The sequence below is a fragment of the Bradyrhizobium septentrionale genome, assembly GCF_011516645.4.
In the GTDB taxonomy this organism is placed as follows: Bacteria; Pseudomonadota; Alphaproteobacteria; order Rhizobiales; family Xanthobacteraceae; genus Bradyrhizobium; species Bradyrhizobium septentrionale.
The window spans coordinates 2,827,367-2,839,836 of record NZ_CP088285.1; the positions used below are offsets into that span (position 1 = coordinate 2,827,367).

Here is a 12,470-nt window from a genome sequence, read left to right on the forward strand (position 1 = left end):
AAGGGGAGGTCGCTTTGCTCGTCAGAGCAAAGCGGGTGGGGATCTGCTCTCTCCACAGACACGGTCGCCTGCGGCTGACCCCCATCCCGACTTTCCCCCTTGCAGGGGGAAGGAGAGGACAGACCGTGACTCGCCGGCGCGAGGGATCGCGGATCGCTCGAATCCGCGACGTGTCCGGCGAGCCTCGTCAGTCGATCAGGACCTCCTCGGTCGGCAGTTCGTTGGGTGCGCCATCGCGCAAATATCCTTCAAGGATATCGGCGAGCGACAGCGGTGTGAGCCGCTCACGCGCGTCGGACAGATCGGCGATCGGCCACCAACGGAAGCAATCCAGCACTTTCGCCTCGACCTTGTCGGCCATCACAGGATCGAATCTGTCAGCCTGAACGATCCGGTATTCTTCCTTCTGGGATATCCGCCGGCCGCCCCAATTGAAGGTGTGGTGACGCCGCCAGACGGCAGGGCCGGGCGCGAATTCGGTCAGCCCCAATTCCTCGGCCAGTTCCCGCTTCAAGGTCGCTTCCGGCGTCTCGTCGCCCTCGATGCCGCCGCCCGGTGCGATCCAGAAACTGTCGCCGCCGTGCGGCGGGCGAATCCGCATCAGCAGGACCTCGCGCTCGCCCGTGATGATGAGGGCCCTGATGGCGCGGCGGTGAATCATGTCTCGGTGCAATTTCGGTGCGGTTCTGCGGGGCCAGTGCTGATATCACGCGCCTGCACATCGTGCCGCGCCGCCGATGGTTAATCGCGTCTTAACCTCGCCCTATCTATGGTGATTTGATCGGTTTACGGTCGGGTCCCCCTTACCCCCGACCGCAGTGAAAGTGCTGGCATTTCAACCATGGCAATGACCGCCTCATCCGGCCTGGCGCAGGGCGCCGGCGATGTCGCCTCCGCCGGCCAGGCCGAGCGTTCCCCGTTCTTGCGTACGACCGAGCTGCTGGCGCCGTATCAGCCCGCCAAGCCCTTGATTACGCTGTCATTAGGCGAACCGCAGCACCCGGTGCCGGAATTCGTCGGGCCGGTGCTCGCCAAGCACACCGCCGAGTTCGGCCGCTACCCGATCGCCAAGGGCATCGAGCCGTTCCGCCGCGCAGTCGCGACCTGGCTGGGAAGCCGGTTCCAACTGCCACGTCCGGTCGATCCGGAGAGCGAGGTGATGGTGCTGAACGGCAGCCGCGAGGGGCTGTTCTTCGCCGCAATCACCGCGTCGCGCTACGTCTCGCCGCGCAAGGGCCGGCCGGCGATCCTGATGCCGAACCCGTTCTATCCGGCCTATGGCGCCGGCGCCCGCGCCGCCGGCTGCGAGCAGATCTATCTGCCGACCACGCTCGCCAACGGCTTTCTGCCCGACCTCGATTCGATCGACGAGGCGACGCTGGCGCGCACCGTGGCGTTCTTCATCGCCTCGCCCGCCAATCCGCAAGGCTCGGTCGCCTCGCGCGCCTACTTCACGCGGCTGAAGCAGCTCGCCGATCGCCATGGCTTCATCATCCTGAGCGACGAGTGCTACTCGGAGATCTACACCCGCGAAGCGCCGGGCAGCATTCTGGAATGTGGCGGTCCCGACTTTACCAATGTCGTTGCGTTCCAGTCGCTGTCGAAGCGCTCGAACCTGCCGGGCATGCGCGTCGGCTTCGCCGCCGGCGACAGGAAGTTCCTGGCCGCGTTCCACGAACTGCGCAATGTCGCCGCACCGCAAGTGCCGGTGCCGCTGCAGCATGTCGCGGTCGCCGCCTATAGCGACGAGGCGCATGTCGAAGAGAATCGCAGGCTCTATCGCATCAAGTTCGATTTCGCCGACCAGATCCTCGGCAACCGCTACGGCTACAAGCGTCCCGCCGGCGGCTTTTGCGTCTGGCTCGACGTCTCGGATCGCGGCGGCGACGAGGCCGCGGCGGTCAGGCTTTATCGCGACGCCGGCGTTCGCGTGATTCCCGGCAGCTATCTGGCGCGCGAGCAGAACGACGGTTCCAATCCGGGCGCGGGCTATATCCGCCTTGCGCTGGTCTCCGACAGTGAATCGACGGCCGAGGCGATGCATCGCCTGGTCGAAACCCTGGGTTAATCGCGAAGCGCGAAGATTGAGTATGCCAGCGATCGAACGTGTCATCCCCCTGGTCGGCCATCTGCCGCTCTCGCTGCGCGAGGCGCTGGCGCGGCGGCTGCGTGAACTGACCGGGCTCGGCCTGATTGCGCTGTCCGGCGCCATCACGGCTGCGCTGATGACCTGGTCGGTGCAGGATCCGTCGCTGAGCCACGCCACCTCGCGCGCGATCCGCAACGTGCTCGGCTATCCCGGCGCGATCGGCGCCGACCTCCTGATGCAGATTCTCGGGCTCGGCGCGATCATGCTGCTGCTGCCGGTGGCTGTCTGGGGCTGGCGGATGCTGACGCACCGTCCGTTCGACCGTGAGGCGTTGCGGCTCGGCTGCTGGATCCTGTGCACGGTGATCGCGGCGGGCTTTGCAAGCTGCTGGCCGCACAAAACTTCATGGCCGCTGCCGACAGGGCTCGGTGGCGTCGTCGGCGACGCGCTGCTGCGGGCGCCGGCTGTGGTGTTCGGTCCGCCCGGCTTCATCTATCGCGTCGTGCTCGGCCTGATCCTGTTCGTCGCGATGGCAGCAGCTTTCCTGTTCGCCTGCGGCTGGGGCGCCCAGGAGCAGGACGACGAGCTGACGCCGATCACCGATGACGACGAGCCGTTCGTCGAGGAGGAAGACAGCGACCGCAGCTCGGTGTCGCTGGGCTGGCTGTTCCACGCGCTGATGAGCACCAAGGCCCGGCTCGGCTGGTTGTTCACCACCGCCTACAAATCGCTGGTGTCGAGCGGAGCGCAGGGCCGCACGGCCGCGTTCGAGCGCCAGGAGCCCAATATCGGCGCCGGCCGCACCGCGCCGTCGATCGCGCCCGCTGCCGAAGACGACGATCATGACGAGGACGAAGCTCACGCCTTCGACGACGAGGAGGAAGAGGACGAGGAGGAAGCTCCCGCCGCCCGCGCCCCGCGCAAGAAGGCCGAGCCGAAGCCGAAGAAGAAGAACTCCGACAAGTTCGAGCTGCCGTCGGTCTCCGTGCTCAGTGCGCCGAAGGCGAGCGACCGCCAGCCGCTGAGCAAGGCCGAGCTGGAAGCCAATTCGCGAGCGCTCGAAGGCGTGCTGCAGGATTTCGGCGTGCGCGGCGAGATCGTCAAGGCCAATCCTGGCCCGGTCGTCACGCTGTACGAGCTCGAGCCGGCGCCCGGCATCAAGTCGTCTCGCGTGATCGGGCTGTCCGACGACATCGCGCGTTCGATGAGCGCGCTGTCGGCTCGCGTCGCCGTCGTCGCCGGCCGCAATGCGATCGGCATCGAGCTGCCGAACGCGCATCGCGAGAAGGTCTATCTGCGCGAGCTGCTGGTCGCCAAGGAGAGCGTCGATTCGGTGGCGAAACTGCCGCTGTGCCTCGGCAAGACGATCGGCGGCGACCCCGTCATCATCGACCTCGCGCGCACGCCGCACATGCTGATCGCCGGCACCACCGGCTCCGGCAAATCGGTCGCGATCAACACCATGATCCTCAGCCTGGTCTACCGGCTGCGCCCGGATCAGTGCCGCCTGATCATGGTCGACCCGAAGATGCTCGAACTCTCCGTCTATGACGGCATCCCGCATCTGTTGACGCCCGTCGTCACCGATCCGAAGAAGGCGGTGGTGGCGCTGAAATGGGCCGTGCGCGAGATGGAAGAGCGCTACAAGCGCATGGCCAAGCTCGGCGTGCGCAACATCGACGGCTACAACCAGCGCCTCGTCGAAGCCAAGGGCAAGGGCGAAGAGCTGACCCGCACCGTGCACACCGGCTTCGACAAGGAGAGCGGCAAGGCGATCTACGAGGAAGAGAAGCTCGATCTCGAGCCACTGCCCTACATCGTCATCATCGTCGACGAGATGGCCGACCTGATGATGGTCGCCGGCAAGGACATCGAAGGCGCGGTGCAGCGCCTGGCGCAGATGGCGCGCGCCGCAGGCCTGCATGTGATCCTCGCCACGCAGCGTCCGTCGGTCGACGTCATCACCGGCACGATCAAGGCGAACTTCCCGACCCGCATCGCCTTCCAGGTGACGTCGAAGATCGACAGCCGCACCATCCTGGGCGAGATGGGCGCCGAGCAGCTGCTCGGCCAGGGCGACATGCTGTACATGGCAGGCGGCGGCCGAATCAGCCGCGTGCACGGCCCGTTCGCGTCGGACGAGGAAGTCGAGAAGGTGGTGCGTCACCTGAAGACGCAGGGCCAGCCCGAATATCTCGAAGCCGTCACCGCGGAAGAGCCGACCGACGAGGACGGCGCCGTGTTCGATGCCACCGGCATGGGTGGCGACGGCGGCGGCGATCTGTTCACGCAGGCGGTTGCGATCGTCAAGCGCGACCGCAAGGCATCGACCTCCTACATCCAGCGCCGGCTGCAGATCGGCTATAACCGCGCCGCCTCGCTGATGGAGCGGATGGAACTTGAGGGCATTGTCGGCCCGGCGAATCACGCCGGAAAGCGCGAAATCCTGGTCGGGGAAGAAGAAGGCCAGTTCTGATGATCGGGGGCGATCATCACGGAAAAACCATATCTCCCTCGGAAGAGGCGGGATAAAATCCGACCAAGCGGGACGAGCGTCAAACAGAGACCTGACATATCTGATGGCAAATCACCTCATTGACCGCGGCATGCGCACCGCGCTGGCTGTTCTCGCCGCCGCCGCGATCGCCGGCGCCGCCACCGCGCAGAACACGCCGGCGCCGAAGCCCGCACCCAGCGCTGGACCCAAGGCTGCGCCGAAGGCGAAGGACGCTGCGAAGGACGCCGGCGCGCAGACCAACGCGGACAAGGGCCCGACCACCACGGGCGCCACCCAGGCACCGCCGAACCCGGTGATTCCCGATCCGCGCCGCAACGTCCCCGCCAACATCTTCCAGACCTTCGACGCCAACCAGAAGGCGCAGGCCGCCAAGGTCTCGGCCTATCTGTCGTCGTTGCAGACGCTGGTCGGGAATTTCGTCCAGGTCGGCCCCGACGGCACCAAGACCAAGGGCGATTTCTACATCCAGAAGCCCGGCAAGTTGCGCTTCGAATATGACGATCCGAGCCCGATCGAGGTGATCGCCGACGGCTCGTCGGTCGCGGTGCGTGACCGCAGGCTCGCAACGCAAGACGTCTATCCGCTGTCGCAGACCCCGCTGCGCTATCTGCTGTCGGACCGCATCGACCTGATGAAGGACACCAACGTCATCAGCGTCACCGCCGATGATTTGTTCGTCAGCATTACCATCGAGGAGAAGCAGGCGCTGATCGGCACCAGCCGCTTCCTGCTGATGGTCGGCGCCAAGGACGGCAAGCTCAAGCAGTGGACCGTCACCGATCCGCAGGGCTACGACACCACAGTTGCGGTCTACAATCTCGACGCGACGCAGAAGCCCGATCCGGGGCTGTTCAAGATCGACTTCACGACCTATCCGGGCTCGTCGCCGGGCTAGCCGGTTCTTCTCCCTCGCCCCGCTCTTGCGGGGAGAGGGTTGGGGTGAGGGGCTGTCTCCACAAATTCGAGAGACGTGAGTACGTGGTGAGTCCCCCTCACCCGGATCGCATTTGCATGCGACATCGCTGAAGCTTCGCTTCAGCGTTCGTTAGGACGGCCGCCGATGGCGGCCTACGCCTCTCCCCGCAAGCGGGGCGAGGTGCCCAGAGTCCCCTGTGGACAACGCGCCAATCCAGCGCGAGAACCGTGCTAAGACGCAGCTCTCATGCGGTTCTCCGTCACCACCTGGAACATCAACTCGGTGCGCCTGCGCATCGACATCGTCGCCAAATTCCTGAAGGGCGCGCGGCCGGATGTGCTGTGCCTGCAGGAGACCAAATGCATCGACGATGCGTTTCCGCTGAAGCGCTTCAAGCGGCTCGGCTATGAGCACGTCGCGCTGAACGGGCAGAAGGGCTATCACGGCGTCGCCATCGTCTCGCGCCTGCCGTTCGAGACGACCGACATCCGAACCTTCTGCGACAAGATCGATTCGCGGCACATTTCGGTGTCCTTCGGAGAAAAGGCGCAGCTCGCAAAGCCTGTGGTGCTGCATAATTTCTACGTGCCTGCCGGCGGCGACATTCCCGATCCCGCGCTCAATCCGAAGTTCGAGCACAAGCTGCAATTCCTCGACGAGATGAAGGCGTGCGAGCCGCTGCATCCGCGCGGCGACGATCGCCACATCCTGGTCGGCGACCTCAACGTCGCGCCGCATGAGAACGACGTGTGGTCGCACAAGCAGCTCTTGAAGGTGGTCTCGCACACGCCTGTCGAGACCGAGAAGCTGCTCGCGGCGCAAGCGCATGGCGAATGGTTCGACATCGCGCGCGAGCGGATCCCGATGTCGGAAAAGGTCTACACCTGGTGGAGCTACCGCGCCGCCGACTGGACCGCCGGCGACCGTGGCCGCAGGCTCGATCACATCTGGGTCTCGCGCGCGCTGAAGGATTCCGTCAGCGACTTCAAGATCACCCGCGACGCCCGCGGCTGGGAGCGCCCATCGGACCACGTGCCGGTGACGGCGGTGATGGAGGTTTAACTTTATCGTCGCCCTGGCGAAGGCGAGGGCCCATAACCACCAACCCCTGTTGTCTTGGAAGCTGGATCAACAGCTCAGCTTGACAATCGACATTCGGGGTAATGGGCCTGGCATTCGCCAGGACGACGGCGGCTACGTGCTCAGCTTCCCGCCCGCGATCAAAATATCGCTCGCGAGCTGGCTGGTGCGCAGCGCGAGTTCGTCGCGCAGCCGGCGCGCAGCGCCGGGGTCGCTTTCCAGCACGCGCTGGAACAAGCTGCGCGCGATTCGGATCACGGAGCCGCGCTCCAGCGCGGTGGCGGTCGACGGCCGCTTCATCGCGACGATCAACGCGAGCTCGCCGATCAGCGCGCCGGGGCCCGCGATGATCTCGGCGCCACCTTCCTCGACCCGGAACGTGCCGCGCTGCACGACATAGCCGGCATCAGCAGCGTCGCCGACCTTGAACAGCACCTCGCCTGCATTGAAATCACGTTGCTCGGAGCCGATCGCCAGCATGCGCAAGGAGCTTTCGCCCAACAGACGCATCGTCGGGACCCGCTCGAGCAGGGCTACGTCATCATCGATCGACATTCAGGGCCGGTAACCGCGGTGCGCCTCGATTTCACGAATCGTTGAGCGCGAAGCGTATCACGGCACCAGCTTGTAGCCACCGGCTTCCGTCACCAGGATTTCCGGGTTGGCGGCGTCCTTCTCGATCTTCTGGCGGAGGCGGTAGATGTGGGTTTCCAGCGTGTGGGTGGTGACACCGGAATTGTAGCCCCAGACTTCCTGGAGCAGGGTCTCGCGCGACACCGGCATCTGGCCGGCGCGGTAGAGGAAGCGCAGGATCGCGGTTTCCTTCTCGGTCAGCCGCACTTTCCTGGCATTGGCGCCGGTCAGCATCTTCGAGCCGGGGCGGAACGAGTAGGGGCCGACCGAGAACACCGCGTCCTCGCTGGCCTCGTGCTGGCGCAGCTGCGCCCGGATCCGGGCCAGCAGCACCGCGAAGCGGAACGGCTTGGCCACATAGTCGTTGGCGCCGCTTTCCAGGCCGAGGATGGTGTCGGAATCGGTGTCGTGGCCGGTCAGCATGATGATCGGGGCCTTGAAGCCGCCCTTGCGCAGGCTGCGAACCACTTCGCGACCGTCGGTGTCGGGCAGGCCGACATCCATCAAGACCAGATCGGGGGAATTGGCTTTGGCGGCAGTGGCGCCCTTGGCGCCGGTGTCGACTGCGGAGGCTTCGAATTCCTCGTGCAGGGACAGCTGCTCGACCAGCGTATCGCGCAGATCGGTATCGTCATCCACGATCAAGATCTTGCGGGCATTGGCCATAGGGTCATCCTTCGGGGGCGGGGCGGTCAGAAGCGGGCAGCGCTTATGGCCGTACGTAGGCTAGATACGCTCTCAGGTAGGCGATCGTTACCGATTCACAAGGCAACGCAGCTTACCTCAAATCCGGCGGGGCAGGACGTGAATGTCCTGTAATGCCGGGAGATAGAATGATCTGCTCGTCCAAGGCAAGTTCAGTTTGGAACGATTCTGAAAGGAACATCAGTTATTTCAATCACTTATATGACAGAGAAACGTGATCATCCGCTCTCGCTCATCGAAGTCCGGCGTGCCGCCGGCGACCCGCGCCGCGGCTGGCTTTCGGCCGACGGCTGGACCGTGCCGGTGGCGCTCGGGCGCGGCGGAATTCTCGCCAACAAGCGCGAAGGCGACGGCGGCACCCCGCGCGGCATCTTCCATCCGAGGCAACTCTGGTGGCGCGCCGACCGGCACCGTCTGCCAAAGACCTTGCTGCCGGCCCGGCCGATCCGCCGCGAGGATGCCTGGTGCGAGGACCCCAGAGATCGCCACTACAACCAGCCGATCAGGCTCGCGGGGGAGCAGGGCGGCGACCGCCTGACCCGCGCGGATCATCTCTACGACTTCATTGTCGAGATCGACCACAACGCCGCACCGCGCATCGCCGGCCGCGGCAGCGCCGTGTTCCTGCATCTGGCGCGGCCGAATTTCGGGCCGACCGCGGGCTGCGTCTCGATGACGAAGGCGTCGATGCTGCGGCTGTTGCGGCGGATGTCGCCGCAGACCAGGATCGTCATCGAGTAGAGTGGTGGAATAGCTGAGCATCGGTTTTCCCACGCGACAAGCGCGACGCGTTTGTGCTGAGATTGCGCACAACACGAAAACATTCCCAAAAATGATTCCGGGGGAGCGAAAAACCATGCTCGACCACAACCAAATCGCAGCCGCCGCAAAAGTCCTGCACGATCACTGGCACGCGGGAACAAAACTCGGCGCGCTCGACGGCGCCATGCGGCCGCGCGATCGCGCTGAGGGCTATGCAGTGCAGGCGGCGCTGGAGAAGACGTCGCGCGAAAAACTGTTCGGCTGGAAGATCGCGGCGACCAGCGAGGCCGGCCAGAAGCACATCAATGTCGCGGGACCGCTCGCCGGACGCATCCTCGCCGAGACGCTGATTGCAGATGGCGGCACCGCGTCGATGAAGGGCAACGCGATGCGCGTCGGAGAACCGGAATACGCCTTCCGCATGGCACGCGATCTCGTGCCGCGCGCGACGCCCTACAGCGTGCAGGAGGTGCTTGACGCCGTCGCCACGCTGCATCCGGCGATCGAGATTCCGGATTCACGCTTCGCCGATTTCGTCTCCGCCGGCGAAGCGCAGCTGATCGCCGACAACGCCTGCGCGCATCTGTTCGTGCTCGGAGAAGCAACGTTAGCAGACTGGCGCGCGATCGATCTGGTCGAGCAGCGTCCGACCATCACGCTGCGCGGCGAGCGCTACACCGGCCACGGCAAGAACGTGCTCGGTGATCCCCTGTTAGCACTCACTTGGTGCGCCAACGAGCTGCGCGCGCTCGGGCTGACCTTGCGGGCAGGGCAGGTCGTCACCACAGGCACCTGCCACCCGCCGCTGCCGATCGCGGCCGGCGATCATTTCCAGGCGGATTTCGGCGCGATCGGAAAAGTGTCGGTGAAGTTCGCGTAACCCGCGCAGGCGCCACACACCGTCGCCCCGGCGAAGGCCGGGACCCATACTTCGCGGCCTCAGAAAAGGGCACGCGATCAGACATCCTTCCAACGACCAAGGCAATACCGTCATCCTGAGGAGCCGCGAAGCGGCGTCTCGAAGGATGCACGGCCCGGCTGGTGGCCGTCGATCCTTCGAGACGCCGCTTCGCGGCTCCTCAGGATGACGGGTTCGATGACGGCAGTCCGCGGTGTGATGCTAGCGGAAGCCCCGACGCCGCTACGCGTGCACCGCCGTCCGTGTCCCAAAGATCGCCGAGCCCACCCGCACATGGGTGGCGCCCATCTGGATCGCCACGGCAAAATCCGCACTCATGCCCATCGACAAATTCTTCAGCCCGTTGCGCGCGGCGATCTTGGCGCACAAGGCAAAGTGCGGAGCCGGCGCCTGGTCGACCGGCGGGATGCACATCAGCCCCGAGATCGGCAGGCCATATTTGTCGCGGCACGCCGCGATGAAGCTATCGGCGTCCTGCGGCGCGACGCCGGCCTTCTGCGGCTCCTCGCCGGTATTGATCTGGACGAACAGGTCCGGGTGCTTCTGCTGATTTTTGATTTCCTTGGCTAACGCTTCGCAAATGCTGGTGCGATCCACCGAATGGATCGCGTCAAATAGTGCGACCGCCTCCTTGGCCTTGTTCGACTGCAGCGGCCCGATCAGATGCAGCTTCAATCCTGGATTAACCTGGATTAACTCCGGCCACTTGCCCTTGGCCTCCTGCACGCGATTTTCGCCAAATACGCGCTGTCCCGCGCCGATAATCGGCAAAATTGCGTCGGCAGCGAAGGTCTTCGACACCGCGATCAGCGTCACCGATGCGCGGTCGCGCCGTGCTTCCTTGCAGGCATGCGCGATCTCCCGCTCCACGGCGGCGAGGCCGTGTGGTGAATCGGCCGATAACGGCGTGGTCGGGCTTTGCGTCATGCTTGTGCCGTTCTCTGACAGGATGCGGGGGTTGGCTCGAATTTTACCAAATTCGGGAAAGGCTTTTTGAAGCCCTTCATTTTACCTTGCGCACGGGCAAGGGAATAGAATGTCGGGCGTCAATTTCAACCGCAACCGCGTCAAACTCAAGAAGGTTCTGGGAATTCGCGCCCGGCTGGCCTTGCTTGCGCTGATGCTGGTCGCGCCCTTGATGCTCGATCGCGTCCGCACGCTGGAAAATTTCCGCACAACGCAGATCGCGCATGCCGCCGCCGGCTATGCCAATCTGACCGCGCACGCCGCCGAAACCCAGCGCGAGGTGGTCTCCTCGGTCGAGACCATGTTGAAATCGGCCGCCTATATCCGTGCCTCCGGCGGCATCGGACAGAGCTGCGAGGTGTTGCGCGCCAGCCTGCCGACGGTGCTGCCCTGGATCCGCAGCATCATGTTCGTCTCCAGGGACGGGCTGGTGCAGTGCTCGACCCTCAACAGCCAGGTCGGGATGAATATCGGCGACCGCGAATATTTCAAGAAGGCGCAGGACAACCGCGGCTTCGTGTTCAGCGACTATCTGCGCGGCAGGACCAATGGCCGACCGATGATGATGGCGGCCTATCCGGTGGCCGCAATCAATCCCGAGCAGGATGCCGTCGTGGTCGCCGGCATCAATATCGACTGGCTGTCGCAGATCATGGCCAATCTCGGCGGCCAGCCCGGCATGTCGGCGGTGCTGGTCGACTCGACCGGTGTGGTGGTCGCGGCACCGGCGGATCATGCGAGCCTGATCGGCCGCTCGCTCGACACCATCCCGTTGATGGCGGCGATTGCCGAGAAGGCGCTGAGCTATGACGAACCATCCGGCTCGGTGTCGTTCACCGCAGCCGACGGCGGCCAGCGCACGCTGAGCTTCGCCCGCATCACCGGAACGCAGTCGCGGCTGATCGTCAGCATGGATGAGGCCAAGGTGACGGCGGCGATCAGCCGCGAGATCCGCACCGCCTATCTGCAGCTCGGCTTCGTCTGCCTTTTCGTTTTGTTGGGTGCCCTCGTCGGCGCGGAACGGCTCGTGATCCATCCGATCGAATTGATGACCAGCATGGCACGGCGCTTCGGCGAGGGCGACTGGTCGGCGCGCGTCGCCAAGCACAGGCTGCCGGCGGAATTCGTCCCGCTGGCGCGCGCCTTCAACGCGATGGCGGCGCAACTCAGCCAGCGCGAGCGCGAGCTCGTCGCGTCCAATGACCGTCTCACCGTGATGGCCTCGATCGATGTGCTGTCCGGTCTTGCCAATCGCCGCGGCTTCCAGAGCCGGCTGGATTTCGAATGGATGCGGGCGCAGCAATATGATTGCGAGCTGTCGCTCCTGATGATCGATGTCGATCACTTCAAGCTCTACAACGACACCTACGGCCATCCCGAGGGCGACGTCTGCCTGACCAGGATCGGCGAAACCCTGGCCGGGATCGCCGCCGACACCATGGGCTTTGCCGGCCGCTATGGCGGCGAGGAATTCTGCCTGCTGCTGCCGAACACCGACGCCGCACATGCGCTCGCGATCGGCGAGACGGTGCGTACCGCTGTGCTCGGCCTCGCGGTGCCGCATGCGCCCTCGAGCTATTGCGTCGTCACCGTCAGCGTCGGCGTCGCGACCACAAAACCGAACGACACCCAGCGTCCCGGCGATCTGATCGAAGCCGCCGATGCCGCCCTCTACGCCGCCAAGCGCCGCGGCCGCAACGCCGTGATCGAGCACGGGTTCCTACAGACGCTGGACGAAGCCGGCATGGCGCTGGCGAGCTGACTGTATCGCCGTGCAGCGGTGGTGGACCCGCCCTCAAGAGAGGCGGACGCGTCGCCCTTCCAAAGCAGCATTTTCCGGCGCAAAATCAGCTGTACGACTGCGAGCACATGGTGTTCTATC

Annotated in this window: 11 protein-coding genes; 7 read left to right on the forward strand and 4 right to left on the reverse strand. The window is 65.0% G+C overall.

The genetic code is table 11. The features are described 5' to 3' along the window. Positions 1-187: 187 nt before the first annotated feature. Positions 188-661, reverse strand: coding sequence for an NUDIX hydrolase (locus HAP48_RS15175; RefSeq protein WP_166213040.1), 474 nt, complete (start codon positions 659-661; stop codon positions 188-190). Positions 662-841: 180 nt separating this feature from the next. Between HAP48_RS15175 and HAP48_RS15180 the strand changes: the two genes are divergently transcribed. The 4 genes from HAP48_RS15180 to HAP48_RS15195 all read left to right on the forward strand — a co-directional run bounded on the left by HAP48_RS15180 (position 842) and on the right by HAP48_RS15195 (position 6,585). Then, on the forward strand, positions 842-2,068 hold the full coding sequence (locus HAP48_RS15180) for an aminotransferase class I/II-fold pyridoxal phosphate-dependent enzyme (RefSeq protein WP_166213038.1): 1,227 nt from the start codon (positions 842-844) through the stop codon (positions 2,066-2,068). Between the two features lie 16 nt (positions 2,069-2,084). Beyond that, a complete protein-coding gene (locus HAP48_RS15185) occupies positions 2,085-4,565 on the forward strand; it encodes a DNA translocase FtsK (RefSeq protein ID WP_166213036.1) in 2,481 nt (826 codons plus the stop codon). Between the two features lie 103 nt (positions 4,566-4,668). Then, complete coding sequence (locus HAP48_RS15190; RefSeq protein ID WP_166213034.1) at positions 4,669-5,502, forward strand: outer membrane lipoprotein carrier protein LolA; 834 nt, start codon at positions 4,669-4,671, stop codon at positions 5,500-5,502. Between the two features lie 267 nt (positions 5,503-5,769). Continuing rightward, positions 5,770-6,585, forward strand: coding sequence for an exodeoxyribonuclease III (locus tag HAP48_RS15195; protein ID WP_166213033.1), 816 nt, complete (start codon positions 5,770-5,772; stop codon positions 6,583-6,585). A gap of 132 nt (positions 6,586-6,717) precedes the next feature. Here HAP48_RS15195 and HAP48_RS15200 read toward each other — a convergent pair whose 3' ends face one another. Together HAP48_RS15200 and HAP48_RS15205 are read right to left on the reverse strand one after the other, a co-directional pair. Next, complete coding sequence (locus tag HAP48_RS15200; protein WP_029080953.1) at positions 6,718-7,158, reverse strand: Crp/Fnr family transcriptional regulator; 441 nt, start codon at positions 7,156-7,158, stop codon at positions 6,718-6,720. Positions 7,159-7,215: 57 nt separating this feature from the next. After that, positions 7,216-7,902 carry a response regulator transcription factor gene (locus HAP48_RS15205; RefSeq protein WP_016841446.1) on the reverse strand — a complete coding sequence of 229 codons (687 nt, stop codon included), beginning with the start codon at positions 7,900-7,902 and terminating at the stop codon, positions 7,216-7,218. A 240-nt stretch (positions 7,903-8,142) separates the two neighbouring features. Here HAP48_RS15205 and HAP48_RS15210 point away from each other — a divergent pair, with 240 nt between their 5' ends. Together HAP48_RS15210 and HAP48_RS15215 are read left to right on the forward strand one after the other, a co-directional pair. Further along, entirely contained in the window at positions 8,143-8,682 is a 540-nt protein-coding gene (locus HAP48_RS15210) for a L,D-transpeptidase family protein (RefSeq protein ID WP_166213030.1), read from the forward strand. Positions 8,683-8,797: 115 nt separating this feature from the next. Continuing rightward, positions 8,798-9,583 carry a 2-keto-4-pentenoate hydratase gene (locus HAP48_RS15215; RefSeq protein ID WP_166213028.1) on the forward strand — a complete coding sequence of 262 codons (786 nt, stop codon included), beginning with the start codon at positions 8,798-8,800 and terminating at the stop codon, positions 9,581-9,583. 261 nt (positions 9,584-9,844) lie between these two features. Here HAP48_RS15215 and HAP48_RS15220 read toward each other — a convergent pair whose 3' ends face one another. Then, positions 9,845-10,549 carry a YggS family pyridoxal phosphate-dependent enzyme gene (locus HAP48_RS15220; protein ID WP_166213025.1) on the reverse strand — a complete coding sequence of 235 codons (705 nt, stop codon included), beginning with the start codon at positions 10,547-10,549 and terminating at the stop codon, positions 9,845-9,847. A gap of 109 nt (positions 10,550-10,658) precedes the next feature. On the opposite strand from HAP48_RS15220, the gene HAP48_RS15225 reads away from it, so the two are divergent. Beyond that, the gene (locus tag HAP48_RS15225; protein ID WP_166213023.1) at positions 10,659-12,350 is read left to right on the forward strand and encodes a sensor domain-containing diguanylate cyclase; all 1,692 of its coding nucleotides are present in this window, start codon (positions 10,659-10,661) and stop codon (positions 12,348-12,350) included. Positions 12,351-12,470: the final 120 nt, after the last annotated feature.

Bases quoted from the DNA above. Each gene is read 5' to 3' on its own strand.
- HAP48_RS15195 (WP_166213033.1), top strand. From the start codon at position 5,770: ATGCGGTTCTCCGTCACCACCTGGAACATCAACTCGGTGCGCCTGCGC.
- HAP48_RS15205 (WP_016841446.1), bottom strand. From the start codon at position 7,902: ATGGCCAATGCCCGCAAGATCTTGATCGTGGATGACGATACCGATCTG.
- HAP48_RS15175 (WP_166213040.1), bottom strand. From the start codon at position 661: ATGATTCACCGCCGCGCCATCAGGGCCCTCATCATCACGGGCGAGCGC.
- HAP48_RS15190 (WP_166213034.1), top strand. From the start codon at position 4,669: ATGGCAAATCACCTCATTGACCGCGGCATGCGCACCGCGCTGGCTGTT.
- HAP48_RS15220 (WP_166213025.1), bottom strand. From the start codon at position 10,549: ATGACGCAAAGCCCGACCACGCCGTTATCGGCCGATTCACCACACGGC.
- HAP48_RS15215 (WP_166213028.1), top strand. From the start codon at position 8,798: ATGCTCGACCACAACCAAATCGCAGCCGCCGCAAAAGTCCTGCACGAT.
- HAP48_RS15180 (WP_166213038.1), top strand. From the start codon at position 842: ATGGCAATGACCGCCTCATCCGGCCTGGCGCAGGGCGCCGGCGATGTC.
- HAP48_RS15210 (WP_166213030.1), top strand. From the start codon at position 8,143: ATGACAGAGAAACGTGATCATCCGCTCTCGCTCATCGAAGTCCGGCGT.
- HAP48_RS15225 (WP_166213023.1), top strand. From the start codon at position 10,659: ATGTCGGGCGTCAATTTCAACCGCAACCGCGTCAAACTCAAGAAGGTT.
- HAP48_RS15200 (WP_029080953.1), bottom strand. From the start codon at position 7,158: ATGTCGATCGATGATGACGTAGCCCTGCTCGAGCGGGTCCCGACGATG.